19 protein-coding genes and 1 pseudogene are annotated in these 24,296 nt (G+C 62.3%); 12 read left to right on the top strand and 8 right to left on the bottom strand.

Features of this window, described 5'->3' with window-relative positions:
• Positions 1-148 precede the first annotated feature (148 nt).
• From MJQ68_RS10215 to MJQ68_RS10195, 5 genes are read left to right on the top strand one after another with little or no spacing between them, the layout of a single operon-like run.
• Entirely contained in the window at positions 149-382 is a 234-nt protein-coding gene (locus MJQ68_RS10215; protein WP_238751008.1) for a FeoA family protein, read from the top strand.
• Entirely contained in the window at positions 364-2,499 is a 2,136-nt protein-coding gene (gene feoB, locus MJQ68_RS10210) for a ferrous iron transport protein B (RefSeq protein ID WP_238751007.1), read from the top strand. Before MJQ68_RS10215 ends, feoB begins: the two co-directional genes overlap by 19 nt.
• A gap of 50 nt (positions 2,500-2,549) precedes the next feature.
• Complete coding sequence (locus MJQ68_RS10205; RefSeq protein WP_238751006.1) at positions 2,550-3,428, top strand: DUF4271 domain-containing protein; 879 nt, start codon at positions 2,550-2,552, stop codon at positions 3,426-3,428.
• A gap of 44 nt (positions 3,429-3,472) precedes the next feature.
• Positions 3,473-4,252, top strand: coding sequence for a uroporphyrinogen-III synthase (locus MJQ68_RS10200; protein WP_238751005.1), 780 nt, complete (start codon positions 3,473-3,475; stop codon positions 4,250-4,252).
• A complete protein-coding gene (locus MJQ68_RS10195; protein ID WP_238751004.1) occupies positions 4,253-4,891 on the top strand; it encodes an NUDIX hydrolase in 639 nt (212 codons plus the stop codon). It begins immediately after the preceding gene.
• Between the two features lie 4 nt (positions 4,892-4,895).
• On the opposite strand, the gene MJQ68_RS10190 is transcribed toward MJQ68_RS10195, so the two are convergent.
• From MJQ68_RS10190 to MJQ68_RS10165, 6 genes and pseudogenes are all read right to left on the bottom strand, one after another.
• Entirely contained in the window at positions 4,896-5,120 is a 225-nt protein-coding gene (locus tag MJQ68_RS10190) for a hypothetical protein (RefSeq protein WP_238751003.1), read from the bottom strand.
• Positions 5,117-5,509, bottom strand: a pseudogene (locus MJQ68_RS10185) (type II toxin-antitoxin system death-on-curing family toxin); the annotation flags it as partial. The gene MJQ68_RS10190 and the pseudogene MJQ68_RS10185, both read right to left, overlap by 4 nt.
• A gap of 64 nt (positions 5,510-5,573) precedes the next feature.
• On the bottom strand, positions 5,574-5,789 hold the full coding sequence (locus MJQ68_RS10180) for a hypothetical protein (protein WP_238751001.1): 216 nt from the start codon (positions 5,787-5,789) through the stop codon (positions 5,574-5,576).
• 82 nt (positions 5,790-5,871) lie between these two features.
• A complete protein-coding gene (locus MJQ68_RS10175) occupies positions 5,872-6,561 on the bottom strand; it encodes a rhomboid family intramembrane serine protease (RefSeq protein ID WP_238751000.1) in 690 nt (229 codons plus the stop codon).
• A gap of 34 nt (positions 6,562-6,595) precedes the next feature.
• Positions 6,596-8,035 carry a hypothetical protein gene (locus MJQ68_RS10170; protein WP_238750999.1) on the bottom strand — a complete coding sequence of 480 codons (1,440 nt, stop codon included), beginning with the start codon at positions 8,033-8,035 and terminating at the stop codon, positions 6,596-6,598.
• 126 nt (positions 8,036-8,161) lie between these two features.
• The gene (locus MJQ68_RS10165; protein WP_238750998.1) at positions 8,162-8,761 is read right to left on the bottom strand and encodes a hypothetical protein; all 600 of its coding nucleotides are present in this window, start codon (positions 8,759-8,761) and stop codon (positions 8,162-8,164) included.
• Positions 8,762-8,827: 66 nt separating this feature from the next.
• On the opposite strand from MJQ68_RS10165, the gene MJQ68_RS10160 reads away from it, so the two are divergent.
• The 7 genes from MJQ68_RS10160 to MJQ68_RS10130 all read left to right on the top strand — a co-directional run bounded on the left by MJQ68_RS10160 (position 8,828) and on the right by MJQ68_RS10130 (position 20,610).
• Positions 8,828-9,721 carry a hypothetical protein gene (locus MJQ68_RS10160; protein WP_238750997.1) on the top strand — a complete coding sequence of 298 codons (894 nt, stop codon included), beginning with the start codon at positions 8,828-8,830 and terminating at the stop codon, positions 9,719-9,721.
• A 59-nt stretch (positions 9,722-9,780) separates the two neighbouring features.
• A complete protein-coding gene (locus MJQ68_RS10155) occupies positions 9,781-12,291 on the top strand; it encodes a TonB-dependent receptor (protein WP_238750996.1) in 2,511 nt (836 codons plus the stop codon).
• Between the two features lie 1,030 nt (positions 12,292-13,321).
• Positions 13,322-15,856: a M14 family metallopeptidase gene (locus MJQ68_RS10150; protein WP_238750995.1), complete on the top strand. Its 2,535-nt coding sequence runs from the start codon at positions 13,322-13,324 to the stop codon at positions 15,854-15,856.
• A 129-nt stretch (positions 15,857-15,985) separates the two neighbouring features.
• Positions 15,986-18,448, top strand: a complete 2,463-nt coding sequence (locus MJQ68_RS10145; RefSeq protein WP_238750994.1) for a transglycosylase domain-containing protein — start codon at positions 15,986-15,988, stop codon at positions 18,446-18,448.
• A gap of 51 nt (positions 18,449-18,499) precedes the next feature.
• Complete coding sequence (locus MJQ68_RS10140) at positions 18,500-19,213, top strand: DUF1440 domain-containing protein (protein WP_238750993.1); 714 nt, start codon at positions 18,500-18,502, stop codon at positions 19,211-19,213.
• A 27-nt stretch (positions 19,214-19,240) separates the two neighbouring features.
• Positions 19,241-19,906 carry a 16S rRNA (cytidine(1402)-2'-O)-methyltransferase gene (gene rsmI, locus MJQ68_RS10135; RefSeq protein ID WP_238750992.1) on the top strand — a complete coding sequence of 222 codons (666 nt, stop codon included), beginning with the start codon at positions 19,241-19,243 and terminating at the stop codon, positions 19,904-19,906.
• Between the two features lie 95 nt (positions 19,907-20,001).
• Positions 20,002-20,610 (top strand): hypothetical protein, encoded by a 609-nt coding sequence (locus tag MJQ68_RS10130; RefSeq protein WP_238750991.1) that lies wholly within the window; start codon positions 20,002-20,004, stop codon positions 20,608-20,610.
• Positions 20,611-20,663: 53 nt separating this feature from the next.
• On the opposite strand, the gene hemB is transcribed toward MJQ68_RS10130, so the two are convergent.
• Together hemB and MJQ68_RS10120 are read right to left on the bottom strand one after the other, a co-directional pair.
• The gene (gene hemB, locus MJQ68_RS10125; protein ID WP_238750990.1) at positions 20,664-21,644 is read right to left on the bottom strand and encodes a porphobilinogen synthase; all 981 of its coding nucleotides are present in this window, start codon (positions 21,642-21,644) and stop codon (positions 20,664-20,666) included.
• A gap of 69 nt (positions 21,645-21,713) precedes the next feature.
• Positions 21,714-23,969: a hypothetical protein gene (locus MJQ68_RS10120; protein WP_238750989.1), complete on the bottom strand. Its 2,256-nt coding sequence runs from the start codon at positions 23,967-23,969 to the stop codon at positions 21,714-21,716.
• Between the last annotated feature and the right edge of the window lie 327 nt (positions 23,970-24,296).

Genomic DNA, 24,296 nt, shown 5'->3' with positions numbered 1-24,296 from the left:
GTTTGGTGGGAGCAGAACGGAACGACGGGGGAAAACCCTCGCACCAGCGACCGCGCACAACAGCCTACCGCTTTTTATTTAGACTACGTACAGATAACGCAACTTGTGTATCTTTGTCCCGTTACCAGACCGACTAACCGCCCGCGCCATGCCGTTCCCCCTTTCCGCTGCTGCCTCCCTGTTCAAACCCGGCCAGTCGGGCACGATCGAGCGCTTCACCAACGAGGGGCTGGCGTGCAAACTACTGGACATCGGGGTGCGGCCCGGCTCCCGCCTGCGGGTGGTCCGTAAGTCGCCCTTTGGGGGCAGTTGGTACGTCAAGATCGACCGACAGTGCCTGGCGTTGCGCAAGAAAGAGCTGGCATGCATCATGGTCAAGTAACGGCCACCCCCGTCGTCGGTCTGGTCGGTAACCCCAATAGCGGCAAGTCGTCCCTGTTCAATCTCCTCACCGGTCTGCGGCAACGCATCGGCAACTTCCCCGGCGTGACGGTGGAAAAGAAGGCCGGCATGCTCACCCTGCCCGGCCTGCCTACGGTGGAGCTGGTCGACTTCCCCGGCGCCTACAGCTGCTACCCCACCAGCCTGGACGAGCGGCTGGTCGTACAGGAGCTTACCAATCCGGCCGGTGATTTGTTTCCAGACGCCATCATCTACGTGGCCGACATCACCAAGCTCGATAAGCACCTGCTGCTGTTTACTCAGTTGCGGGACCTGGACCTACCCATGATCCTGGTGCTGAACATGGCCGATCTCATGGATACCGACGGCCTCACCGTAGACATCCCCAAGCTCAGCCGGGAGCTCGGCGTACCCGTGCTGGCCGTAAGCAGTCGCGAGAACCGGGGCGTAGGCGAACTGAAGGCCGCTATCGCGGACCTCCTGCGCGCACCGGAAGACTTTCGGCCCCAGCACCCCTTCTACGAGCCCGGTGCCGGCGCCCGTGACGTACTGGCCGAGCTGCGCCGCGAACTACCCGCCCGCAATGACTACCATGCCTTGCTGCTCACCCACCACGCCCCCTGGCTCAAGCACATCCCCGAGCCCCTGCGCCACAAGGTGCAGCAGGCCCGGGTAAGTCACGGCTTCCACAGCCTGCGCGCGCAGGTCGAGGAGACCATGGACCGCTACAACACCTTCGAGCCGATCGTGAAGCGTACCGTCCGCCACGCCGGTGACAGCGACTCCCTGAGCGACCGCATCGATACGGTGGTGACCCACCCGATCTTCGGTCCGCTGCTGTTCTTTGCCATCATGCTGCTGCTGTTTCAGGCCCTGTTCGCCTGGGCTAGCGTGCCGATGGACCTGATCGAGCTGACCTTCGGTACCGTGGGCGAATCGATTCGCACGACCCTCGCCCCGGGCTGGTTTACGGATTTGCTCGTAGATGGGATCATCGCCGGACTGGGTGGCGTGCTCGTGTTCGTGCCGCAGATCGCCATCCTGTTCTTCTTCATCGCTATCCTGGAGGAGGTCGGCTACCTCGCCCGCGCCGTCTACCTGTTCGACAGCCTGATGCAGCGCTTCGGGCTGAACGGTCGCTCGGTGGTGGCCCTGATCAGCGGACACGCCTGCGCCATCCCGGCCGTGATGAGTACCCGTACGATCGCCAACTGGAAGGAACGACTGCTGACCATCCTGGTCACGCCACTTACCTCCTGCTCGGCCCGGATCCCGGTCTACGTGATCCTGATCTCCTTCGCCGTGCCGCAGGTCGCCTACTTCAACGGGCTGATCGGGCTGCAGGGACTGGCCTTTGCCGGGCTGTACTTCCTGGGTATTGCTGGGGCCATGCTTTCGGCCCTGGTGTTCAAGTGGGTGCTCAAGACCCCCGACCGCAGCTTCCTGATGCTGGAGCTGCCGGCCTACCGCACCCCCGTGTGGCGCAATGTAGGGGTCACCGTATTTCAGAAGTCGAAGACCTTCGTCGTGGAGGCGGGCAAGATCATCCTCATCATCAGCATCATCCTGTGGGCCGCCTCTACCTACGGGCCGGCCGAGAGTATGGCTGCCGCCGAGGTGCAGACCCAGGAGCAGACCGTGGCGCGGCAGCTATCACAGGAGGAGTCGGCGGACCTACTGGCCTCCGAGCGGCTCGAGGCCAGCTACGCCGGTCACCTGGGCAAGGTCATCGAGCCGGTCATTCGTCCGCTGGGCTATGACTGGAAGATCGGCATCGCGCTACTGACCAGCTTTGCCGCCCGCGAGGTATTCGTGGGTACGATGGCCACGATCTACAGTGTGGGGAGCGTGGATGACGAGTTCCGCATCCGCGAGCGACTGGCTGAGGAGCGCAATCCCGTCACGGGCGAGCCGGTGTACAATCAGGCGACGGCCTGGAGCTTGCTCATCTTCTACGTATTCGCCATGATGTGTATGTCTACCCTGGCCGTGACCAAGCGGGAGACCAACAGTTGGAAGTGGCCGGTGGTACAGTTCGTGTTCATGACGGCTATGGCTTACGTGGGGGCCATGGTGGTGTACCAACTTCTTTCGTGAGGGGTGTACCGTGGTAGGCGTACCTTCGTAGGCCACCGATTCACTCTAGCTTGCGGCACCTTGTACTTCTTTGCTGGCTGCTCGTATGTTCCGTAACACTTGCGGGCCAAACCCGGGAGAACCCCTTCGAGCTTACGGACCGGCTACCGGCCGAGCAGCAATCCGTACGGGTAGATACGGGTAACCCCTTCGATGTCTATCCCGCTACGGTCGCCGAGGCTACACCCGTAGCACCGGATGTGCCCCCCCCGGCGGCAGCCGCACCGTTGGACGGCCCCGGTACGGAGCGCTCCGGTGTCGTATTTATCCACCTGCTGTTGCTGCTGATGCTAGCCAGCCTCTGGGTGCTGTTTCGCAACCTGCTGCTGCAGTGCCTGTCGGCTACCTTCAACGACAACGTCATGACGCAGCTCTACCGCAGGCGATCGGGCGGACAGGTGGGTGCGCTGTGGCTGTGCTACCTATTCTTCCTTTTTTCGGCGGGCTTCTACCTCTTTCTGCTGGCTGATTACTTTCGGCTCGATCTGGGGGCCGGCCTCTGGGGGGGGTGGCTGACCTATACGTTAGTTATTGCTTCCGCCGTGGGAGTCAAGTTTTTGGTGCTGGGTGTGCTGGGCCGTATCTATCCGCTGCGGAAAGAACTGAGTCAGTACGCCTTTGCACTGATGGTGTTTTCCATACTTACCGGCCTGCTGCTCATGCCGGTGAACCTGTTGGTGAGCTACGCGCCGGAGCCACTGCGTCCGTACTTCCTTTACGGTGGGTTGGCCCTGCTGGTTATTATCTACCTCCTTCATTTGCTGCGTGGGCTCTTCATTGCCAACCGGTATGTTGGTCGTCGGCCCCTACATTTTTTATTATATCTTTGCACAATTGAAATAGCTCCGCTTCTCTTGGTATACCGCTATTTGAGTAGCACGTTGGTCTGAGTGTACACGCCTTACGCATTCACCGTTTTACAATCCTTATGCCTATGGCGGCTGAAAGTCAACTTCCACAAGACACGTACAAACCCGTACGCACTATCCTGGTCTCCCAACCCGAACCCGAGCGCAGTCCCTTCGCTAAGCTAGAAGAGAAGTACGGTCTACAGATCGACTGGCGGCCCTTCATCGAGGTGAAGGGGCTGAGTGAAAAAGAGTTCCGCAAGGAGCGCATCCGCCCGGACGAGTTCACCGCTATCATCTTCACGTCCAAGCTCGCCATCGAGCACTTCTTTCGCCTCTGTAAGGCGCTGCGCGTGGAGATGAGCCAGGACACCAAGTACTACTGCATGACGGAGGCGATCGCCAACTACCTGCAGAAGTTCATCGTCTACCGCAAGCGCAAGGTCTTCTTCGGTCAGCGCACGATCCAGGACCTGGGGCCCACGCTGAAGAAACACCGCAGCAAAGAGAAGTTCCTGCTGCCCACCGGCAACCTCGGCTCCGAGTTCGTCAGCCAGTACCTGGAGGAGAACAACTTCGACTGGACGCCCACACTGATGTACCGCACCGTGTCGGCCGACCTGAGCGACCTGGAGGAGGTATTCTACGACATCCTCATCTTCTACAGTCCCCTGGGTATCGACTCCCTGTACGAGAACTTTCCCGACTTCAAGCAGAAGGACACCCGCCTAGCCGTAGCCGGCCGCAAGACAACCGCCGCGGTAGAAAAGCACGGCCTGAGCGTACACATCGCCCCCAATCCACCGGAAGTGCCCAGTATGGGTATGGCCCTGGAACGCTACCTCAAGAAGTCTAACCCCAAGTAGATGACCGCTTCCGCCGGGGGACCAGACTACCTGGGCCGAATCCGCAGCCGCCTGCAAGGGGGCGACCTGCCGGGCTACGCCGCCCAGGAAGTGATGGGCCACTCCCTGCGGCAGGAGCACTCCACCGCTCCACCCACGGCACGGGCCGCCTCGGTACTCGCTCTGATCTACCCCATCCGGGGCGTACACCACCTGCTGTTCATTCAGCGTACCAGCCCCCCCGGCGACCGGCACGGCGGACAGATATCCTTCCCCGGCGGCTCCGCCGACCCGGGTGATCAGGACGCGGCGGACACCGCCCTACGGGAGGCAGCGGAGGAGGTAGGCATCGACCGGCAGCGGGTCAGCCTGCTTGGTGAACTCACGCCGCTCTACATACCGGTCAGTAATTTCCTGGTCAACCCCTTCGTAGGTTACCTCCCGGAGCAGCCCACCTTTACCCTACAGGAATCCGAGGTGGCGCGGGTACTGGAGCTTCCCCTGGCCGACTTCTTCGCCCACGACGTGATCGCCCAGCGGGACAAGACGCTGTACAACGGACTGGTGCTCAAGGACGTCCCCCACTGGATGGTAGCCGGCGAGGCCATCTGGGGGGCTACCGCGATGATGGTGGGTGAGCTGGTGGCGATCGGGCGCTAGGGGGTCAGGCGAATCCGCGGAAGAAGTCTGCCAGTATTCCCAGGTCCGCTTCCACTTCCGCCCGGAGTTTTTCTCCGTCGGTCGGTTCGTCACTGGCCGCGATTGTACCGTCGGCGTGCATCTCATCGCGCACCTCGCGCAGTACGCTGAAGAAAGTGTCCGGCTCACGCTCGAGCAGGGTGCGGATGGTGTGCTTCAGTTCGGCGCGGGTGACGGTGGGAGTGCTCATGGTATAGGAGTGATGTTTTCGGCGAACCACTGCTGACAGGCGGGAAGGGGGACGGTGCCGGAAGCTACTTCTAGGGTGAAGGCAATCAGATGCTGTACCTTGTCAGTGCCCGCTTGGCTAGGAATGGACCGATGCTCAAATCGAATAGGAGTAAGATAATCGTTCAATCTGCTTCCATTGGCCTGGATGAATACATTGGCTGCCTCTAATCCGGTTCGTTTGTTTCCGTCCTGAAAAATGTGATTGCTCACGATATTGAACATATACAGTGCGGCCTTGTCGGCAAGTGTAGGATACAGCGGAGCTCCGAACATCTCTGCCTGTACCGTTTCTACCAGATATTCCAATGACTCCCCATGCAGCAGGCTCTCTGGGGGCACGTAGTTACCTCCATGCGCTTCGACCGTGAGTCGATTATGAGGATGATGCTGTCCCGCTGCAGATAACGTATACTCACGCTAGTGCACGAAATACGGCATCCAGCTCCTGGAAGTCCTGAGCAACAAGCTTGCGTATCTCGCCCTCACCAATGGTTGAAGATTTACTAGCCTCTTGCTGAGCTGCCTCAGCTTTCAGCTGCTGTAGTGCGGATACGATTAGTCCCGGCTCCTCGATAAATAACTCACGCAGGGCGTCCTTGAGTTCTTGATGATCGATTGGCTTAGTCACGAGGAATGAGTTTGTTTACCAAACCAACGCCCCCCGCTTTTCCAAAGTTCCCCCGCCCCCCGGTAGCCATCGGGGCCGCGCCCTAGAAGGTGATGTCGTCACGCGAAGCATAGCCCTCCGCGTGGCGGGGGATGTGGTGGGTCGCCCGGAAGTAGAAGCCCCCCAGTACCCCGAACACGAAGCCACCGATGTGCGCCCACCAGGCGATGCCGGTGCCCGCCGAATCCTGCAGACTGGCGAAGCCCGCCGTAGACTGCTGGTAAAACCAGAAACCCAGAAAGAGCACCGCCGGCACGTTTACACGGAAGAAGAACAGGTAGCCCTTCACGCGCGAGCGGGGGAAGAGCACCAGGTAGGCGCCCATCACCGCCGAGAGCGCCCCGCTGGCCCCCACCGCCGGGATGGGGCTACCCAGGTTGAAGTAGATATGCACCAGCCCCGCCGCGATGCCGCCAAGCAGGTAAAACACCAGAAACTTGACGTTGCCGATGGTGGCCTCGATGTTGTCGGCAAAGATCCAGAGGTAGAGCATATTGCCCAGCAGGTGCATCCAGCCCCCGTGGAGGAACATGCTGCTGAGCAGCGTCAGGTAGCCGCTGCCCGACTCGATACGCTCCGGGATCGCACCCCAGGCGTAGACAAACTGTTCACCCGCCTCCGGGCCCAAACTGGTCTGGTAGAGAAAGACAAGTACGTTGAGGGCGATGAGGCCGTAGGAAATGTGGGGGCGGTGGCCGCCGCGGACCTGGTCGTCGCCGATGGGAAAAAACATACCCCTGTAACCTGGGGCCGGGGCGAAGGTTCCGCTAGCGGGCCTCGTAGGTCATCTTCACCAGCCGCAGGCGGTTGCGGTGCTCGCTGGGTAGTACCAGCTCGTTGCTGGCTACCTGGATACCGTCGCGGAAGCGCAGTCGCAGCTCCAGGTCGCGGGTACTGAACAGGCTATTGCGGTCGAACTCCCCGCGGCCATTGAGGACATACTCGCTCACCGTATTCTCGAAGCGGATCTCGTCGTTGAACAGAAAGCGCAGCCGGCTGGGGGATTCCATCACGAAGAAGCCGGAGTATACGCCGCCGTCGTCCTGGCTGTACTGCTTCTTGTGCATGATGTTGCTCCAGTGGGGGCTGCCGTCGGGATTTACGGCAATGGCCACGATCTCGTCGAAGTGGTAGTCGATCAGGGCCCGGCCGCTGTAGGTGTTGAGCAGCTGGTTCTGGATAGCCCCGCCCCGGCGCTGCAGCTGGCGGTCGCGCTCGGTGATCATGACCATACCGCCGTCGCGCCGCAACATGGCCTCGCGCACGGTCAGGTCGGTGATACCCGGGTTGCGTTTGTTATACTTCTTACCCTCTACGTTCTTAACCAGGCTGGTGGGAAAGCGCTGGAAGTGGGGCCGCTGCGTAGTGGCCCGGGGGTCGATAGCGACGAAGAAGTAGCCGTCGGCCCGCGAGAAATCCTTGGTGGAGTACAGCCCACCCGCGGTCAGGTGCTTGTTCAGGTTATCGTAGCGGAAGAACACATCGTAGGTCAGACTGTCGCCTAGCCTGACGTCGATCATGTCGGTCTTGGCCCCGTCCGCGACGTGGGTATACACCTCGTAGCGATGCTCCTTGCGCTTACTCTTAAAGTTATCGCGGTCCACCACGAAGTACATGTCGCCGTAGTTGCTGATCTCGGCCTGCAGGAAGTCTTCGCCGAAGAAGAATTTTTCGGGTGCCAGCTCATTATCGTACAGCAGCTGCATGCTGTCGAGGTCTATGCCCAGGTAGCGCGCCTTGCTCTGCTGCTCGACCATCAGCAGTAGTAGCTTGCTCTCATCATCGGAGCGGTACACCTCGTCTTCGGGGGCGGTGGCGAACATGCCGAAGTCGACCAGCGTCACGCTATCCTGCAGGTTGCCGGCCGGGTTGTAGCGGTCGAGCTGCAGGTGGTTGCGGCCCCGCTCACGGTAGAGGTACAGCAGGTGGAAGCCCGTGCCGTCCTGATCGGCTACGGCATCGAGTACGCGCACGTTGCGGCCCCGTAGCTCCAGGTCCTTTTCCCAGCTCTGGTTCATGGTGCGGCCGTAGGCGGTCAGCAGGTGCTTGTTCTCGCGGTCCTGCAGCAGCAGCACCTGTCCGCCGAGCTTCCCGATCAGGCTGTACTCGGTATCGTTGCGCATGGTCAGCTCGTCACTCACCGTCAGCACCTGGGCGCGCACGCCGGTGCAAAGAAGAATGAGGGCAAGCAGGAGCAGGGTACGCATGGGTAAGGAAGTGATCGACTTAGCTAACGCTCAATTTACTAACTAGTCACGAACTGACCCGGGAAGTTTTGGCGGGTGGGGTACAATGGTGGTTGACGTCGTTTACCGAAAGGCCCTCCGGGGAAGCTACGGCTCGAGTACGTCTCCGGAGGAAGAGCCCTCCGACAGCGCCTCCACCACCTCCAGCGCCGCCTCGTCCGGCAAACCCAGGCCGAAGGAGCGCGACTTACCCCCGTAGCTGAACTGCACCTTGCCCGGTCCCATGCCCCAGACCGACCACTTGCTGTTGGCACTGAATACGTCCGTCTTCACCGGACGGAAGCGGAGGTTCTTTACCTCCTGCCGCGAATAGGCTTGCTTAGGTCCCAGACCGAACACGGTGCGCTGCAGCGTAAGCGTGGTCGGTGACTGCGTGACCACCTCCCGCCCGAAGTAGCCCCACAGCAGTACGCCCAGTACGAACACCCCGCCCGCCAGCCAGAGCAGGAGCCAGAAGAGCAAGAAGCCGTCCAGCACCGCGTAGCCGTCCTTACCGAAGCCGATGTTGCCCAGCGCACTGCTCGCCCCGCGCAGGCCGAAGTACCAGGCGATCAACCACAGGGTGCCGCCTACGAGCAGGTAGCGGTGCTTGGGCGTGGGTAGCGACCAGCGGGTGGTGCCGTCCGATTCGTCTACCCGCAGGTAGGTCAGACTAGCGGAAGTGGACGGAGCGGAGGACAGGGGCATACAGTAACTTTGGGACTCATCAAACACCCCCCGGGGGTCAAGTGCTCGGTGAACGGCAGAATAAGTATGGCAAAAGGATGGCTGATCAGCGCGCTGGTCTGCGGACTTCTGCTGCCCCTGCCCGCCCAGGACTTCGGCTGGTGGAACACCATCCACCAGTGGGACGGCCACACACCCTGGACGGACTACCTCACCCTGGCCCCCGCCTACCTGGGGCCCAACGCCCTGCCCGTACCGGACATCCAGAACGGACGCCTCGACACCCGGCCCCGCCTGCGACTAGCCGGTGAGGCACACTTTAGCGACGGCGACGGTACCCAGAATCTCCTGCTGGACCTCAGTCTGCCCCTCTTCTCGGACCGGGTAGCCTTTCGCCTACAGTACGTGCCCCTGGAGTATTACCGTATGGACGTAGCTACCCGCGACCTGCGCGCCGCCCGCGACTTCGACGGCCGGGGCACGGCCAGCGGCGACGTCTACCTGAGCACCTACGTGCAACTGCTGCGCGACCACCCGCGATGGCCCGATGTACTGCTCACCATCAACCTGCGCACGGCATCGGGCAACAAGCTCTCCGCCGCCCGCTTCACCGATACGCCGGGCTACTTCTTCGATGTGTCGGTGGGTAAGGAGATCCCGGTGTCAGAAACCGTGGCCCTGCGGCCGCACCTGATGGCGGGCTTCTACGTCTGGCAGACCTTCACCAGCAACCACTTCCAGAATGACGCCCTCCTCTACGGCCTCGGCGCGGACCTGATCCTCGCGCCCCTTACCCTGACGGGCAGCCTGGGCGGCTACTGGGGTTACCTGGGCGAAGGAGACCGGCCCCTCGTCTGCCGGCTCGATCTGCGCACCACCCAGCCCCGCCGGATAAACTACGTGTTACGTCTCCAGCAGGGCCTGAAGGACTTCGGCTATTCCTCCCTGCGGATCGGACTGGACTACCGGTTGAAAAAGTGACCTATTCCCCTCCTGCTATGGCTCCGCACACTGCGGAATTGCGGTACCTTTAATCTCTTATGCGCCTAATCCCCCTGTTACTGCTTCTGTCCCTCTACTGTGGGGCACAGACCACGGTCACCCTCACCGGTACGGTGGTCGACGAGGCGGGCACCGGGGTAGAGTACGCCACCCTGCGCGCGCTGGATGCCACCGATTCTACCCTGCTCACGGGCGGGGTCGCCGGTGCGGAGGGACGCTGGGAACTGCCGGGGCTGGTGGTGGGTCAGCAGATCCTGCTCAGCGCCAGTTTCGTGGGCTACGCGACGGAGTATCTGGGGGCGTTTACCGTGGAGCGTCGCCCTCCGCCCCGCACCTTGCACCTGCGCACCGCCGCCCGGGTACTCGCCGAGGTGAACGTGACGGGCCGCAAGCTGACGGACCTGCACCGGGTGGATAAGCAAGTCTTCGACGCCCAACAGTTCGAGAATGCGCGAGGAGGGACGGCTACCGACCTACTGCGCAACCTGCCGGCCGTAGCGGTAGGGGTAGATGGCAACATCTCCGTGCGCGGCACCAGCGGCTTTCAGCTCGTGATCGACGGCAAACCCACCCAGGGCGATCCGCTGACGCTCCTGGCCCAGCTGCCCGCCAACGCGATCGAATCGGTGGAATTCATCACCTCCCCCTCGGCGAAGTACGACCCCGACGGTAAGGGCGGTATCCTCAACATTCGTACCCGGCGGGGCAGCCTGAACGGGTGGACGCTGCTAGCCAATAGTAGCATCGGCCTGCCCAGCGTGCGGGACTACGACAACGCCAGCATGCCCCGGCGCGATGGCGCCGACGTGACGGTGGGCTACCGCGACAGCGACTGGACCTACACCCTGGGGCTGGACTACCGCCGCGACGACCAGGCCGGCCGCCGCGAGGGCTACGTGAACACCTACCGGGATGGCGTGCTGACCGAGTTCCCCTCCGACGGTGAACGCAGCTTCGAGCGCGAAAACTACTCGGCCCGTCTGAACGTGACCCACGAGATTACGCCTGACCAACGGCTCAGCGCGGGCCTGTTTGCCGGTAAGCGTACGCAGTTTCGTACGGCCGATATCCTGTACACCAACCAGCGGCGGACGCGGATCGCTCCGGCAGACTTCCTGGGGCCGGGAGCCTACTACGGCCGCTTCCTGGCCACCGGCGACGTACTCACCGACGGCGGGGACGTACTCAGCAACGCTACCTTCTACAATGAGAACCTGCGCGTGCGGCGCGGCGATTTTTTCATCGGTTCATTAGACTACACCCTGGACTTCGCCGATGAGAGCAGCCTGACCCTCAGCGGCCTCTACGAGCGCACCGTGCTCGGTGGGCCGACCGATAATCGCATCCTCTCCTGGCCCAGTCTGCGCGATACCCTCCAACTGCAGCGCAACGACAACGACAACCCCCTCGATGGCCTACGGCTACGGGCTGACTACGTCCGCACCCTCGGCACCGTCAAGTGGGAAAGCGGCTACCAGTACCGCTACCTGAAGCATCCGGGAGACTTCGAGTATTTGGACAAGGACTTTACGACGGGTCAGTTGGTGGTGAATCCGGAATTTACGAACGGTATCCTGCTGCGGCGGGACATTCACGCGCTGTACTCCCAGGTGAGCGGCACGAAGGGTAAGCTACAGTACGGCGGCGGTCTGCGCCTGGAGTACTTCGACCGCCGCGTGACCCTTAACCGGCCGGACACTACCTACCGGCTGGACCGGCTGAACCTGTTCCCCTCCCTCAACCTCAAGTACCAACTGCGCGAAGGCCTGGCCCTGAAGGCGGGCTACAGCCAGCGCATCGAGCGCACCACCACCTTCAAGATGACGCCCTTCCCCGAGCGGGAGCACAACGAGACCCTGGAGCAGGGTGACGCCGAGCTGCTCCCCGAGTTGAGCGACCTGGTCGAGCTGGGGCTGACCGGCAACTGGGGCGACCACTCCGCCTTCGCCAACGTCTACTACCGGCAGGTGAACGATGTGATCAACCGCGTCAATACGATCTACAACGACACCATTCTCAACCGCATATACACCAACGCCGGTGATGCCCGCGCCTTCGGACTGGAGGCGGGTACGACCCTCTACCCCACCCCGAGCTGGCAGCTGTACCTAAGCGGCAACGTGTACAACTACCGCATTCGGGGCCGGCTCTTCGACGCGGCGGTGAATACGGCCACGACAGTTTACTCCATCAGTGCCAACACCGACGTGGCCTTCACCCGGACCTTCAGCGGGCAGCTCGGCATCGACTACCTCTCGGCCCGGGTCACGGCCCAGGGGCGGGACAGTCGCTTTTACTCCCCCTACCTGTCAGTCAAGAAGGAGTTCCCCAAGCGGCGCGTCACCGTTCTCTTCCAGTGGCAAAACATCGGTCTCGGCCTCTGGGACGCCAACGAACGCTCGATCACCACCCAGTCGGCCGACTTCTTCACCACCACCAACTACGTCTACGAGGCGGATATCCTCCGCCTGGCCGTCAGCTACCGCTTCACGCGTGGGCGGCGGGAGGAGAAGCTTCTGGATAGTGAGTTTGGGGGGCGGGAGTTTTGAGATGTGGTGGTTTCTCCCAATAGCTATTGGGCCGGAAGGGCATAGTGGCTTTTGACCGTGAGGTCCGAAGTATCTAATTCCAGCATCTAGTGCTCTCCGGCACATCTTGATCGGCAAATTTATACTAATTACTAAGTGGACTTTATACAGATCACTAAGTAAACTGTATACATTTTGTTGATCCCCTGTATATTTACGCCATGCTTACCCCTCGCCGACTAGTTTCGCACTTAGTAGAATTAGCTTAATACTACCCAGTTATCAGTTTGAAACTGAAGGGTGAGGTAGTAGTGCACAATAAGCGCCGGTAGTGTAAACAGTTACCTTACCTCAAATCTTAGTTTGATTAATTTGAGGAGGAAAAATTAGATGGCTATGGAGGGAATGTCTGATTTATCTACTGCTTTGCTGTACGGTTGTATAGTATTTTCGTCCTTAGGGCTCTTAGCGTACGTATATGCTGGATCTAAGCTTTTCGCTGAGATATTCGAACGTAGTCGTAATAAGTCAAAATTAGCAAGTCCTTATTTGAGTGAGAAGGACAGAAAATACCTGGAGGCAGGTACAATACTAATCTTAATAGGATTTGGTGGATTCGTAATATCTGCGTTACTAGGCCTTTTAAGATGAAATACAATTAATAATAAACATATTTCATGCAGAGTGTATTCTGTGACCCGTACACGGCATATATAGTATCCTAAAAAACACCGACATACAATTATCTCTAAATTACTATCTACGTCTTATGTAATTGTACGATCGTCTCTCGTGACTGATAACTCAAAGCAGGTCCCAACGTCTGCGGCGTAATCCCGGCTTCCGTAAGCAGCGCCGCCCGCGTGTGCTGCAGCGCATGAGGATTCACCCACTGCTAAATTTCTGCAGCCTTAGCCATATCAACACCCTTGTGCTGCGTGCGCTGCCTTATCGTTGCTCCCTCCTTACATCTACTCGTCGAGCAGACGACCTCAGCTTATCAATCCAAGCCCCGCTTTTCAGCTACCTTAACCGGTCAATTCGTTCCCCCATGCATTACCGGTTTCTCTGCCTCTTCTTAGTCCTTTGCACCGGCGCCCGCGCCCAGGATGTCACGTCCCCTTCTGCCTTCCTGCCGCACGAGCTCGGCGAGACCTTCACGCCCCACCACACCCTGGTTGACTACTATCAGTTGGTGGCCGAGCAGAGCCCGCGGGTGAGCCTGGAGCAGTACGGCCTGACCAACGAAGACCGCCCGCTCGTACTGGCCACCATCTCCACGCCCGAGAACCTGGCACGTATCGAGGCCATCCGGGAGAACAACCTGCGGAGGGCCGGGCTGCTCGATGGCAACACCGATCCCGCGCTCGACGATATCGCCATCGTCTGGCTCAGTTACAGCGTGCACGGCAATGAGGCGGCCGGCTCCGAGGCCAGTATGGGCGTACTGTACGACCTGGCCGATCCGAACAACGCCCAGACCAGCGAGTGGCTGCAGAACGTGGTCGTGCTGATCGACCCCAGTGAGAATCCCGACGGCTACAACCGCTACACCAACTGGTTCCGGCAGATGCAGAGCCGGCACGTGAACGCCGATATCGATACCCGCGAGCACCAGGAGCCCTGGCCCGGTGGGCGCGTGAACCACTATATGTTCGACCTCAACCGCGACTGGGCCTGGCAGACGCAGGTGGAAAGCCGCCAGCGCCTGATCAAGTACCACCAGTGGATGCCGCACATCCACGCCGACGTGCACGAGCAGGGGTACACCAGTCCGTACTACTTCGCCCCGGCTGCCAAGCCGTACCACGAGTACATCACCGACTGGCAGGGCGACTTCCAGACCGAGATCGGACAGAACCACGCCAAGTACTTCGACCGCAACGGCTGGCTGTACTTCACCCGCGAGCGCTTCGACCTGCTCTACCCCAGCTACGGCGATACCTACCCCACCTTCAACGGCGCCATCGGTATGACCTACGAGCAGGGCGGCGGCTCCCGCGGCGGCCGGGCCATCGCGCTACCCACCGGCGATACCCTGACGCTCTACGACCGCGTTGCCCACCACCGCGCCACCTCCCTGAGCACCGTAGAGATCGCCGCCCGCGAGGCCGACCGCATCACTTCGGAGTTCGCCAACTACTTCGCCAACGCAAGCGAAAACCCCCAGGGGCCGTACCGGACCTACGTCGTCAAGGGCAGCAACGCCCCCGGCAAACTGCGCGCCCTGACCGAGCTGCTGGACCGCAACGGTATTCGGTATAGTAAGGGGTTAGGGGGGGAAGGGGGTAAGGGGTTAAGGTTGTATGACTATGCGTTGGGTGAAGAGACGGAGGGGGATGTAGCGGCCGGTGACCTGATCATCTCCGCCCACCAGCCCCGCGCGGTGCTCACCCAGGTGCTCTTCGACCCCTCGGCGGTGGTGGAGGATTCGGTGACCTACGACATCACGGCCTGGAGCATTCCGGCCGCCTACGGCCTGGAGACCTACGCCAGCACCGAGCAGCTCGAACTGGACACCGAGCCCTACGAAACCGCCACCTACCGCGACCCCCTGGCTGAAGTGGACATCGCCACCGCCTACGCCTTCGCCGTACCCTGGGAGGGCATGAACAGCGCCCGCTACCTGGCGGCCTTACTGCGGGCCGGCATCCAGGTGCGCACGGCTACGGCCGACTTTACCTTCGGCGAGCGGCAGTACCCCGCCGGCACCCTGGTCGTGAACCGGGGCGACAACCGGGTCACGGACGACTTCGCCACCAAGCTGCGCCGCGTTACGCGCGAGCACGAGGCCAGTCTGAGCGTACTGCAGAGCGGCTTCAGCACCAATATCGGCGGCGACCTGGGCGGCAGCAACTTCGAACTCATCGTAGCGCCTAAGGTGGCTACGGTATCCGGCGACGGGGTGTACAATAACGAGTTCGGCCAGGTCTGGTACTACTTCGAGCAGGCGCTGGACTACCCCGTGAGCGTCTTCCACCGGGAGGATATGGACGATATCTTCGACGGCGACTACGACGTGCTGGTGCTGCCCGAAGGCCGCTACAATTTCACCGATACGGAGCTGGTGGCGCTGACCGGCTGGGTGCGCGCCGGCGGCAAGCTGATCAGTATCGGCGCAGCCAATGGCAGTCTGGCCGATAAAGAAGGCTTCGGTCTGAAGAAAAAGGAACCTAAGGACACGCTCTCCGACGAGGCCAAACAGGAAAAACTGCTACAGCCCTACGCCGGGCAGGAGCGCCGCTTCATCGCCGGCTACATTCCCGGTGCCATCGTGGACGTGGAGCTCGACGCGACCCACCCGCTCAGTTTCGGCATCGGCGCGCGCTACGCCTCCCTCAAGACCTCCGACGATGCCTACGCCTACCTCGAAAAGGGCTGGAACGTAGGTCGCATCCGGGCGGGAACGCAGGTGCAGGGTTTCGTGGGTAATGAAGCCTACACCAAGATTCAGGAGACCCTCAACTTCGGCGTAGAGCCCGTGGGCCGCGGACAGGTCGTCTACCTGGTAGATAACCCGCTCTTCCGGGCCTTCTGGGAGGAGGGGAAGTTCTTGTTTGCTAATGGACTGTTTCAGGTGCAGTAGGTGGTATAAATCGACCGCAGATGACTGCGGATTAGCCGCAGATTTTGCGTCCTAACAGTTTGATAAGGGTGTGGGCAATAAGAACTCTACTGCTGGGGCGTTACAGCCTGGATAACCGTTCATGACACTATGGCCAAAGCGCCCCTGAAAACCTTCCTTGCCTTTCTCCGGGCACAGCCCCGCTGGAAACTGCTCGCCCTGGCCGCCGCCGTACCCGTGCTACTGGTCATGGTGCTCTTCCTGTTCCTCTTCACCGGCGTACTGCTGGGGGCCTACGGGCCGCTGCCCGATGAAGACGAACTGGCCAATGTGGAGAATGCCGATGCCTCCTCCGTCTATGCCGCCGACGGGGTGCTGCTCGGCAAGTACTTCGAGATCAACCGCGTGAGTGTGCCGGCGGAGGCGATCAGTCCCTACGTGACCGAGGCGCTGGTGGCTACCGAAGACGCCCGCTTCTTCGAGCACCAGGGTATCGACGTGCGGGCGCTGTTTCGGGTAGCTATCCGCACCGTACTCATGGGAGACCGCAGTGGCGGCGGTGGCAGCACCATCTCCCAGCAATTGGCCAAGCAGCTCTACCCCCGTCAGCGCTACGACCGGCTCGGCGTGCTGAAGATGAAGCTGCGTGAAATGGTCATCGCCAGCCGCCTGGAGGACGTGTACACCAAACCCGAACTGCTGAACCTCTACCTCAATACCGTCCCCTTCGGCGAGAACGCCTACGGCATCGAGGTGGCCGCCAACCGCTTTTTCGGCAAGCCCGCCCTGCGGCTGAATCTGCAGGAAGCGGCCGTACTGGTGGGTCTGCTCAAGGCTAATACCACCTACAGTCCCCGCAACCATCCGGACAAGAGCACCGGCCGGCGCAATGTCGTGCTCTCGCTCATGGCCAAAAACGGCAGCATAACCCCCACCGTAGCCGATAGCGTAGCCCAGCTGCCCCTCACCCTGAACTACCGCCGCGACAACGACCGCGTAGGCTCCGCCGCCCACTTCCGGCAGCGGCTGCGGCAGGACGTCAAGCAAGCGCTGGCCGACACCCCCCACCCCGACGGCCGGCCCTACGATATCGACCGCGACGGGCTGCGCATCTACACCACCCTCGACTCACGACTGCAGCAGCTGGCCGAGGAATCCGTCCGCGAGCAACTTCCCCGCATCCAGCAGAGCCTGGCCGCCGACTGGCGATCCAGCAAGCAGCCCCCCTGGAACGACGCCTTCTGGGGTGCCCTCAAGCGCAGCACCCACTACCGCAGCCTCGCCGCCGCCGGTCTGGAGAGCGAAGCCATCCTGGACGAACTCCGCCGGCCCCGCCAGATGACCATCTACGATGCGCGCACCGCCGGACCGGTAGATACCCTGATGCGACCCATCGATAGCCTGCGCCACTACTTCACGCTGATGAACGCCGGCCTGCTGGCTACCGACCCGGCCACCGGTACCGTACTGGCCTGGGTGGGCGGGGTGGACTACCGCTTCGTCCAGTACGACCACGTCAGCAGCCGGCGGCAGGTGGGCTCGACCATCAAGCCGGCCGTCTATGCTACGGCCCTTCAGCAGGGCATTCAGCCGTGTGAGTATACCGCCGCCGAGCAGGTTACGTATGCGGAGTACAATGACTACAGTCCCGGCAACCCGGGCAGCATGTACGCAGGGGCCTACTCTATGCGGGGCGGACTGTCCAAGTCCGTTAATACCGTGGCGGTGAATCTGGCCGTGCGCAGCGGACTTCCTAATCTGGCCCGCACCATCAACGCCATGGGCGTAGAGCAGAACGTCCAGAGCATCCCCAGTATCGCACTGGGTACCGTAGAGGCGAGCCTGGTGGAAATGACTACGCTCTACGCTACGCTGGCGAATCAGGGCCGCCGTCCGCCCAGTCCCCATTACCTCACGCGGATCGAGGATGCGGCGGGGCGGGTGCTGGTCACGCTCCCCGCACCCACGGCCACCGATCGGGTGATGGACGAGCGGACCGCCAAGATCACCACCTACCTCCTGGCCGGCGTGGTGAACGGCGGCACGGGTGCCCGCCTGCGCTCGACCTACGGCCTCCGGGGCGCCCTGGCCGGCAAGACGGGCACGACGCAGGACCAGTCCGACGGCTGGTTTCTCGGCTTCACCCCCAAGCTGGTGGTGGGCACCTGGGTCGGCGCGGAGTACCCGGCCGTGCACTTCCGTACGCTGGGCCGGGGTTCGGCTACGGCTACGGCCATGCCCATCTGGGGCACGTTCCTGCGTAAGGTGCAGGATACTAAGGGGCTGGAGACCTTCCGCGGCGGCAGCTTCCCCGCCCTCGACGAGATGACGCTGGCCCTGCTCGACTGCCCCGACTACCTGGACGAGCTGCCGATCATGGCTAACGCTGACGAGTTTGCCCCCGACCGCGACATCACGCGCCGCCTGCGGGAGTTCAGTCGCGAAGAGATCGTGGAGATGGTCAACGACAAGCGGCGACGGAATAACGAATCGGCCCGCGCGTACGCCGACCGCATTGCCCGCGAACTGGAGAAGGAAGACCGCAAGGACGAGCGGCGGGCGGAGCGCAAGGAAAGCTGGGTGAAGCGCCTGTTCGGAAAGAAGCGGGACTAAACCGCCGAACCTGCGGCCCCGCCCCCCCGTTCCACTAGCAAAACCAAGTATATGTCCTTACTAAACACTATTCTGAACGCCATTAAGCATACGGATCTGACCCCCGTAGAAAAGTACGCCGATAGCACCTACCACTCCGCCGCCAGCTCCATCAACAGCCTGCTCGGCTCGTCCGGTAAGAGCGCCTACCACTCCGCCGCCAGTGCCGCGAAGAGTGCCGAAGGCTACGCCGCCGAGACGCTCAATACGGCCGGAGACTACTTCACCCGCACCCGCACCTACCACGAGCCCGACTACGTCCGCGGCTTCGTATCCGGTATGATCGGCGGCCTGGTCGGTACCGGCGTGAAGATGCTAGTAGACCGCAGCATGCCCACCGCCCAGCCCCAGGAGGAGCACGACGCCCGCCTCCAGGTCGTCGAAGGTGCTGAAGAACTCGTCGGCACGGACATCAACCGCAACACGGAAGAAACTGTCCAACAGGCCCTCAACATCGCCTTCGGTGCCATCGTAGGTGGCATCTACGGCGTCATCGCCGAAGCCGCCCCCGCCGTACAGGCCCCCGCCGGTATCCCCTTCGGCGCCGCCCTGTGGACCCTGGCCCACAAAGTAGCCCTGCCCGCCCTCGGACTGGCCCCCAATCCCCTCAAGGAAGACGTAGGCCTGCAGGTCGGTCAGCTCGGTAGCCATATGGCCTACGGTGCGACCGTAGAGATGGTACGCCGCGGCGTCCGCAACGCAATGGAGCAGGAAGATTTGCTGTAACCGGCCGGCGCAGCGACCTTTGCGCCCGTGCTTTACCTCATCCCCACCCCCATCGGCAACCGAGAAGATATCACCCAGCGGGCCCTGCGCCTCCTGGGTGATGTTGATTTGGTACTGGCCGAAGACACCCGTACCTCCCGTCCGCTGCTGCAACATTACGGCATCGAGACGCCGCTGCGCGCCTACCATGCCCACAACGAGCACGCGTTGGTCGAGCAGCTGGTCACGGAGCTGAAGGCCGGCTCCACCTATGCCCTCATCACCGACGCCGGCACCCCGGGCATCAGCGATCCGGGCTTTCTACTGGTACGCGCCTGCCGCGCGGCCGGCGTGGATGTAAGCTGTCTGCCGGGAGCCGCCGCCTTCGTACCCGCCCTGGCCGCCAGTGGCATCCCCTGCGACCGCTTCCACTTCGAGGGCTTCCTGCCGCACAAAAAGGGCCGGCAGACGCGGCTGATCCACCTCGCGGCCCTGCCCAACACCTTCGTGCTCTACGAAAGTCCCCACCGGATCGCCAAATTGCTCGGGCAGCTCGAAGAACACTGCGGCCCCGACCGACAGGCCTGCGTAGCACGCGAGATCTCCAAGCTATACGAAGAGATCACCACCGCCCCCCTGGCCGAGCTGAAGGCCGACTACGCCGCCCGCACCAAGGTCCGCGGCGAGATCGTCGTGGTCGTAGCCGGTCAGTAACGATAAGTCGTCTGCCAAGGCTTGCGTAGCTTGCCTCGTCCGCCGACTGGCACAGGAATCTAGACCATCTCGGCCGACGAGCTTAGCCCTTCTCTATGTTTAACCTTCCCATCCTAGCCTACGGCATCACCCACCTTACCGATGCCCGCTATTTCGCTGCCTGGCACCCCGACTACCTCTGCTTCCCCCTGGGCGACGCGGGCCTCACCCCCGACTACTTTCTGGCCATCCGCGAGTGGGTCGAGGGCCCCGTCTGCGTAGCCGAACTGGGCGCGGACGCCGGTGCGAACTTCCCCCCGGATGTGCTGCACGAACGCGGTATCACCCACGTCATGCTCGATCACGGTAGTAGCTACGTCGCCGGGTCTGACCTGACCGTCCTCACCCGCATCCCGGTAGCCGGCTACCAGTCCGCCGCCGATGTAGCCGAGCAGCTCGGTGAGGTAGCCGGCACCGTAGTACTGGACTTCACGGACGGCGGCATCACCTGGTCCGATTTGCTGGAGGGTCATCCGTTCACCGCCGACATGCTGCAGGCAATGACCGGCGACCGGCAGGCGTACCTGCGTATCGACCTCACGCCGGACGACGTAGCGCAGGCCCGGCAGCTCCTCCCCGGACTAGCCTTTCGCGGAAGCAGCGAGGAGAAGGTGGGCTATAAGAGCTTCGACGAGCTGGATGGTCTGTTCGATGTACTCGTGTAACCTTCACGGCTACTTAGACCAGCGGGCGTAGTCCTTGGCGAAGTAGCTGATGATCACGACCAGCGGGCGTAGTCCTTGGCGAAGTAGCTGATGATCACGTCCGCCCCGGCCCGACGGATACTCAGCAGGGCCTCGGAGGCAGCCTGCTCGTAGTCGAGCCAGCCCCGCTCGGCGGCGGCCAGCAGCATAGCGCACTCACCCGATACGTGATAGGCCGCGATCGGCAGCGGGTGCGCCTCGTGCAGGCGGTAGATGATATCCAGGTAATTCAGGGCCGGCTTCACCATCAGGTAGTCGGCACCCTCTGCGGCATCGTGGGCGGCCTCGCGCAGGGCCTCGCGGGCGTTGGCGGGGTCCATCTGGTAGGTCTTCTTATCGGACGGCACGTCCTGCAGTTGCCGTGGCGCACTATCCAGCGCATCCCGAAACGGACCGTAGAACGCGCTGGCGTACTTAGCGGTATAGGCCATGATACCCGTACCCGTATAGCCTTCCCGATCGAGCGCACGACGGATACTGCCGATGCGCCCGTCCATCATATCGCTGGGCCCGATCACATCGAAGCCCGCCTGCGCCTGAGCTACCGACATCGCATCGAGCAGCTTGAGCGTCTCGTCGTTGTGGATCTCCCCGTCAATCACTACCCCATCGTGGCCGTCAGTACTGTACGGATCCAGCGCCACATCGGAGATCAGGCACACCTCCGGAAAGCGCTCCTTGATCGCGCGGGCCGCGTGGAGGTAGAAGTTCTCCGCGGCCGTCGCGTAGGTACCAGTCTTATCTTTATGCTCTTCGGGTACGGCGGGGAACATCATGTAACTGAGCAGTCCGAACTGCATGCAGTCCTCGATCTCCCGCAGCACCTCATCGATCCCCATCCGAAAGGTCCCCGGCAGACTCGCGATCGGCAACCGCGCATCCGCTTCCGGCATCAAGAAGATCGGCTGCACCAGGTGCCCCGCATTCAGCTCCGTCTCACGGATCAGGTTACGCACGGCGGCGGAGGAGCGGTTTCTTCGGGGACGGGATAACATGGAGGGGTGGTTCTGTAGCTGGGTAGTAAGTGCCTAACGAGCAAAGCGATCTAACCAGCCGCAGGCGATCTATCTACCCACAAACCAGGCAAAGGTTTTACACTCCGCGATCAGGGTATCGTAAAAGTCCGTACTGGCGTAGTTCTCCTGCAGCAGCCGGAAGTAGCTAAAGGGTCGGCTCCCTCCCGGTCGCCCCCGAGCGTAGTATTCGTTGCGCTCGGTCTTGGCGGCATAGTAGGCGGCCATGGCAGCGGCTTCCTTATCCGGGGCCCGCCGCATGGCGCGCTCGAAGTAGTAGCGCGGCTGGTCCATACTGAAGTGCTCACGATTGCCGAGAGGAGCCGTTACGTGGGGGAATACCTCCGTAGGCGGACTACTCGCCGCAGCCCGCGCCGCACTCGTGCCCGACCGGAAGGCATCGGCAAACACCCAGTTGTAGCTGAAGTAGGTCAGGTTGTACAGGGCCAGGCCGATGTTGAAGTAGTTGCGGGCGGCCAGGGTATCGTTGGTGGTGCGGTCGGCTTCTTCTTCCAACTCGTCCAGGCGGGACAGCAGCTGCACCTTGTTGTAGGTGGCCCGGTCGGCGGGGGGCACGTAGCTGACCCGATCACCGAACTGCCGCTCGAAGGGTGCAAAGCGGCCGTAGGCATCGATGCGTCCGGAGGGGATGCGGCGGTACAGCTCCAGGGCGGCCTTCCACTGTCCGCGCTGCAGGTAGTCGTTGGCCAGCAGGTTGGTGATATCGGCTACGGCGTGGGGACCTACGCGATCAGCCAGCAACGCGCGGTCGAAGCGGTTGCGGTTGAGGCTGTCAGCCATACGGTCCAGAGCGCGCAGGGCGTCGACGGAGGGGTTCTTGGCGATGGCATCGAAGCCGTAGCGGAGCAGATCGGCCTTGGCGGCGCGGCCCGTCTGCCGGTATACCGCTTCGAGCTTATCGTTAATCAGTGGACGGAGAGAGGGGTAGCGGCTGCGCAGGGCGTCGTCGGTGAGCAGGGCGTAGTAGTGCAGTTCTACGGAGTCCGTGACGCGACTGAGCTCCAGCACCCCACTCACTTTTTCCAGGATACTTACCTGCTGGCGGATCGTGTCGCTCTCCGTCCGCGCGGACAGAATGGCAAAGGTCTCCCGCGCAAAGAAGTGGTCGCCGGCCAGCAGCTCCAGCACGCCGCGGGCCAGGAGCCAGAAGTCCGGACGGTCCGAGGTACGCTCCTCCACTACCCGATTGATGAACGACTGCAGCGCGATGAGCCGGTCCCGCGTCCCCGCACCCGCCGTCCCCGGCCGCAGGTTTTCTCCCAGCAGCTCCCGTTCCAGTTCCTGCAGTTCACGCATCGTCAGCAGCTCCAGGGCGCGGTTGGTGGGCTCGTAGGCGTAGATGTCGCGCAGCTCCTCCACCACCACCGCCCGGCCGTTATGCGCCCGCAGTACGTGCAGCATGGCCCGCTCGTGGTCGTTTTGACACAGCAGCAGCGCCTCCTGCCACTGGGCGTCGGTCTGTATGCGGAAGCTGTTGTAGGCGCTCTCCCGCTTGCTCGGACTGCGCTCGAAGATGCGGCTGAACAGGTAGGCCGATTCGGCATAGTTACCCAGCGACTGCAGCGCTCCGGCCCGGTGCCCCTCGATCCAGTCGTAGATCAGGCTGGGGTCGGCGTCCACCTTCGGCATCAGGTAGTCGTACAGTTCCAGTACGTAGTCATATTCCCGCAGGTAGTGCGCCAGCCGCAGCAGTTGGTACGCATAGCGCAGCCGTACGTAGTGGCTTTCGGTCTGGGGGAAGGCGGCCAGTCCACGCTCGATCAGCGCCTCCATCTCCGCCCGGGCCGGTACGCGCTCGGCGAACGCACTGGCCGGCCGGGTCACGAAGGGCTCGCACTCTTTAGCAAAGACCAGGTAGTCGATCACCTCCACGCACTTCGCCTCCAGCAGGTGGCGGGCGAAGGCGTTGGTACGCACCGCCTGGGGTAGATCGGCGGCGGTAGCTTCGGGGATGTCCAGCAGGCGGCGCAGCTCCCGGAGCAGGTTCAGGGTATTGCCGTAGACGACCGTCTCGATGTCTGCCGCCGGCGCCTGATCGCAGAAGCGTTCGTGCCACTCCGCTACGTTGGCTGCGCGCTGTAGTTCCGCCGGCTGGCTCAGCTGCTCGCGGTACGCCGCCCCGAAGTGCAGGAAGAAGGGCGCCAGCTGCGAGTCGTAGCCCACCACCCGGGGATTGAGGAAGCGGTAGGTATGCGTCAGCGGCACAGGACACTGGGCGCGCACGCCGGTGCAAAGGCTCAGCCCGAGGGCAAGTAAGAGCAGGTAGCTGTATGGGTGGCGGTTCACTTTCGCAAAGTACGCCGTGGGTGGTACGCGTGTGGGGTGCGTGTAGTGGGTGGGTGGGTGTAGCGGGAGGGGGTGTGCAGCGGGAGGGGTGAGTACAGCGGCTGGAGGCGGTACGCAGCGGTTTCAAACCGCGGGAGACGAGGCACTCTCCGAGTGCGAGAGCCGCTTTAGCGGCGACCGGAGCGGATTAGGGAGCTGTACGTGACACTAGCCGGGCCTCCACGGCCCGGGCACCCCGGCTGGAAGCCGGGAACCGTGGGGAAGCTGTACGTGACACTGGCCGGACCTCTACGGCCCAGGCGCCCCGGCTACAAGCCGGGAACCGCG

This window comes from Neolewinella maritima (genome assembly GCF_923081025.1).
GTDB lineage: Bacteria > Bacteroidota > Bacteroidia > Chitinophagales > Saprospiraceae > Neolewinella > Neolewinella maritima.
Note: the sequence above shows the minus strand (reverse complement) of the source record. Positions and strands in the feature narration are given on the sequence as shown.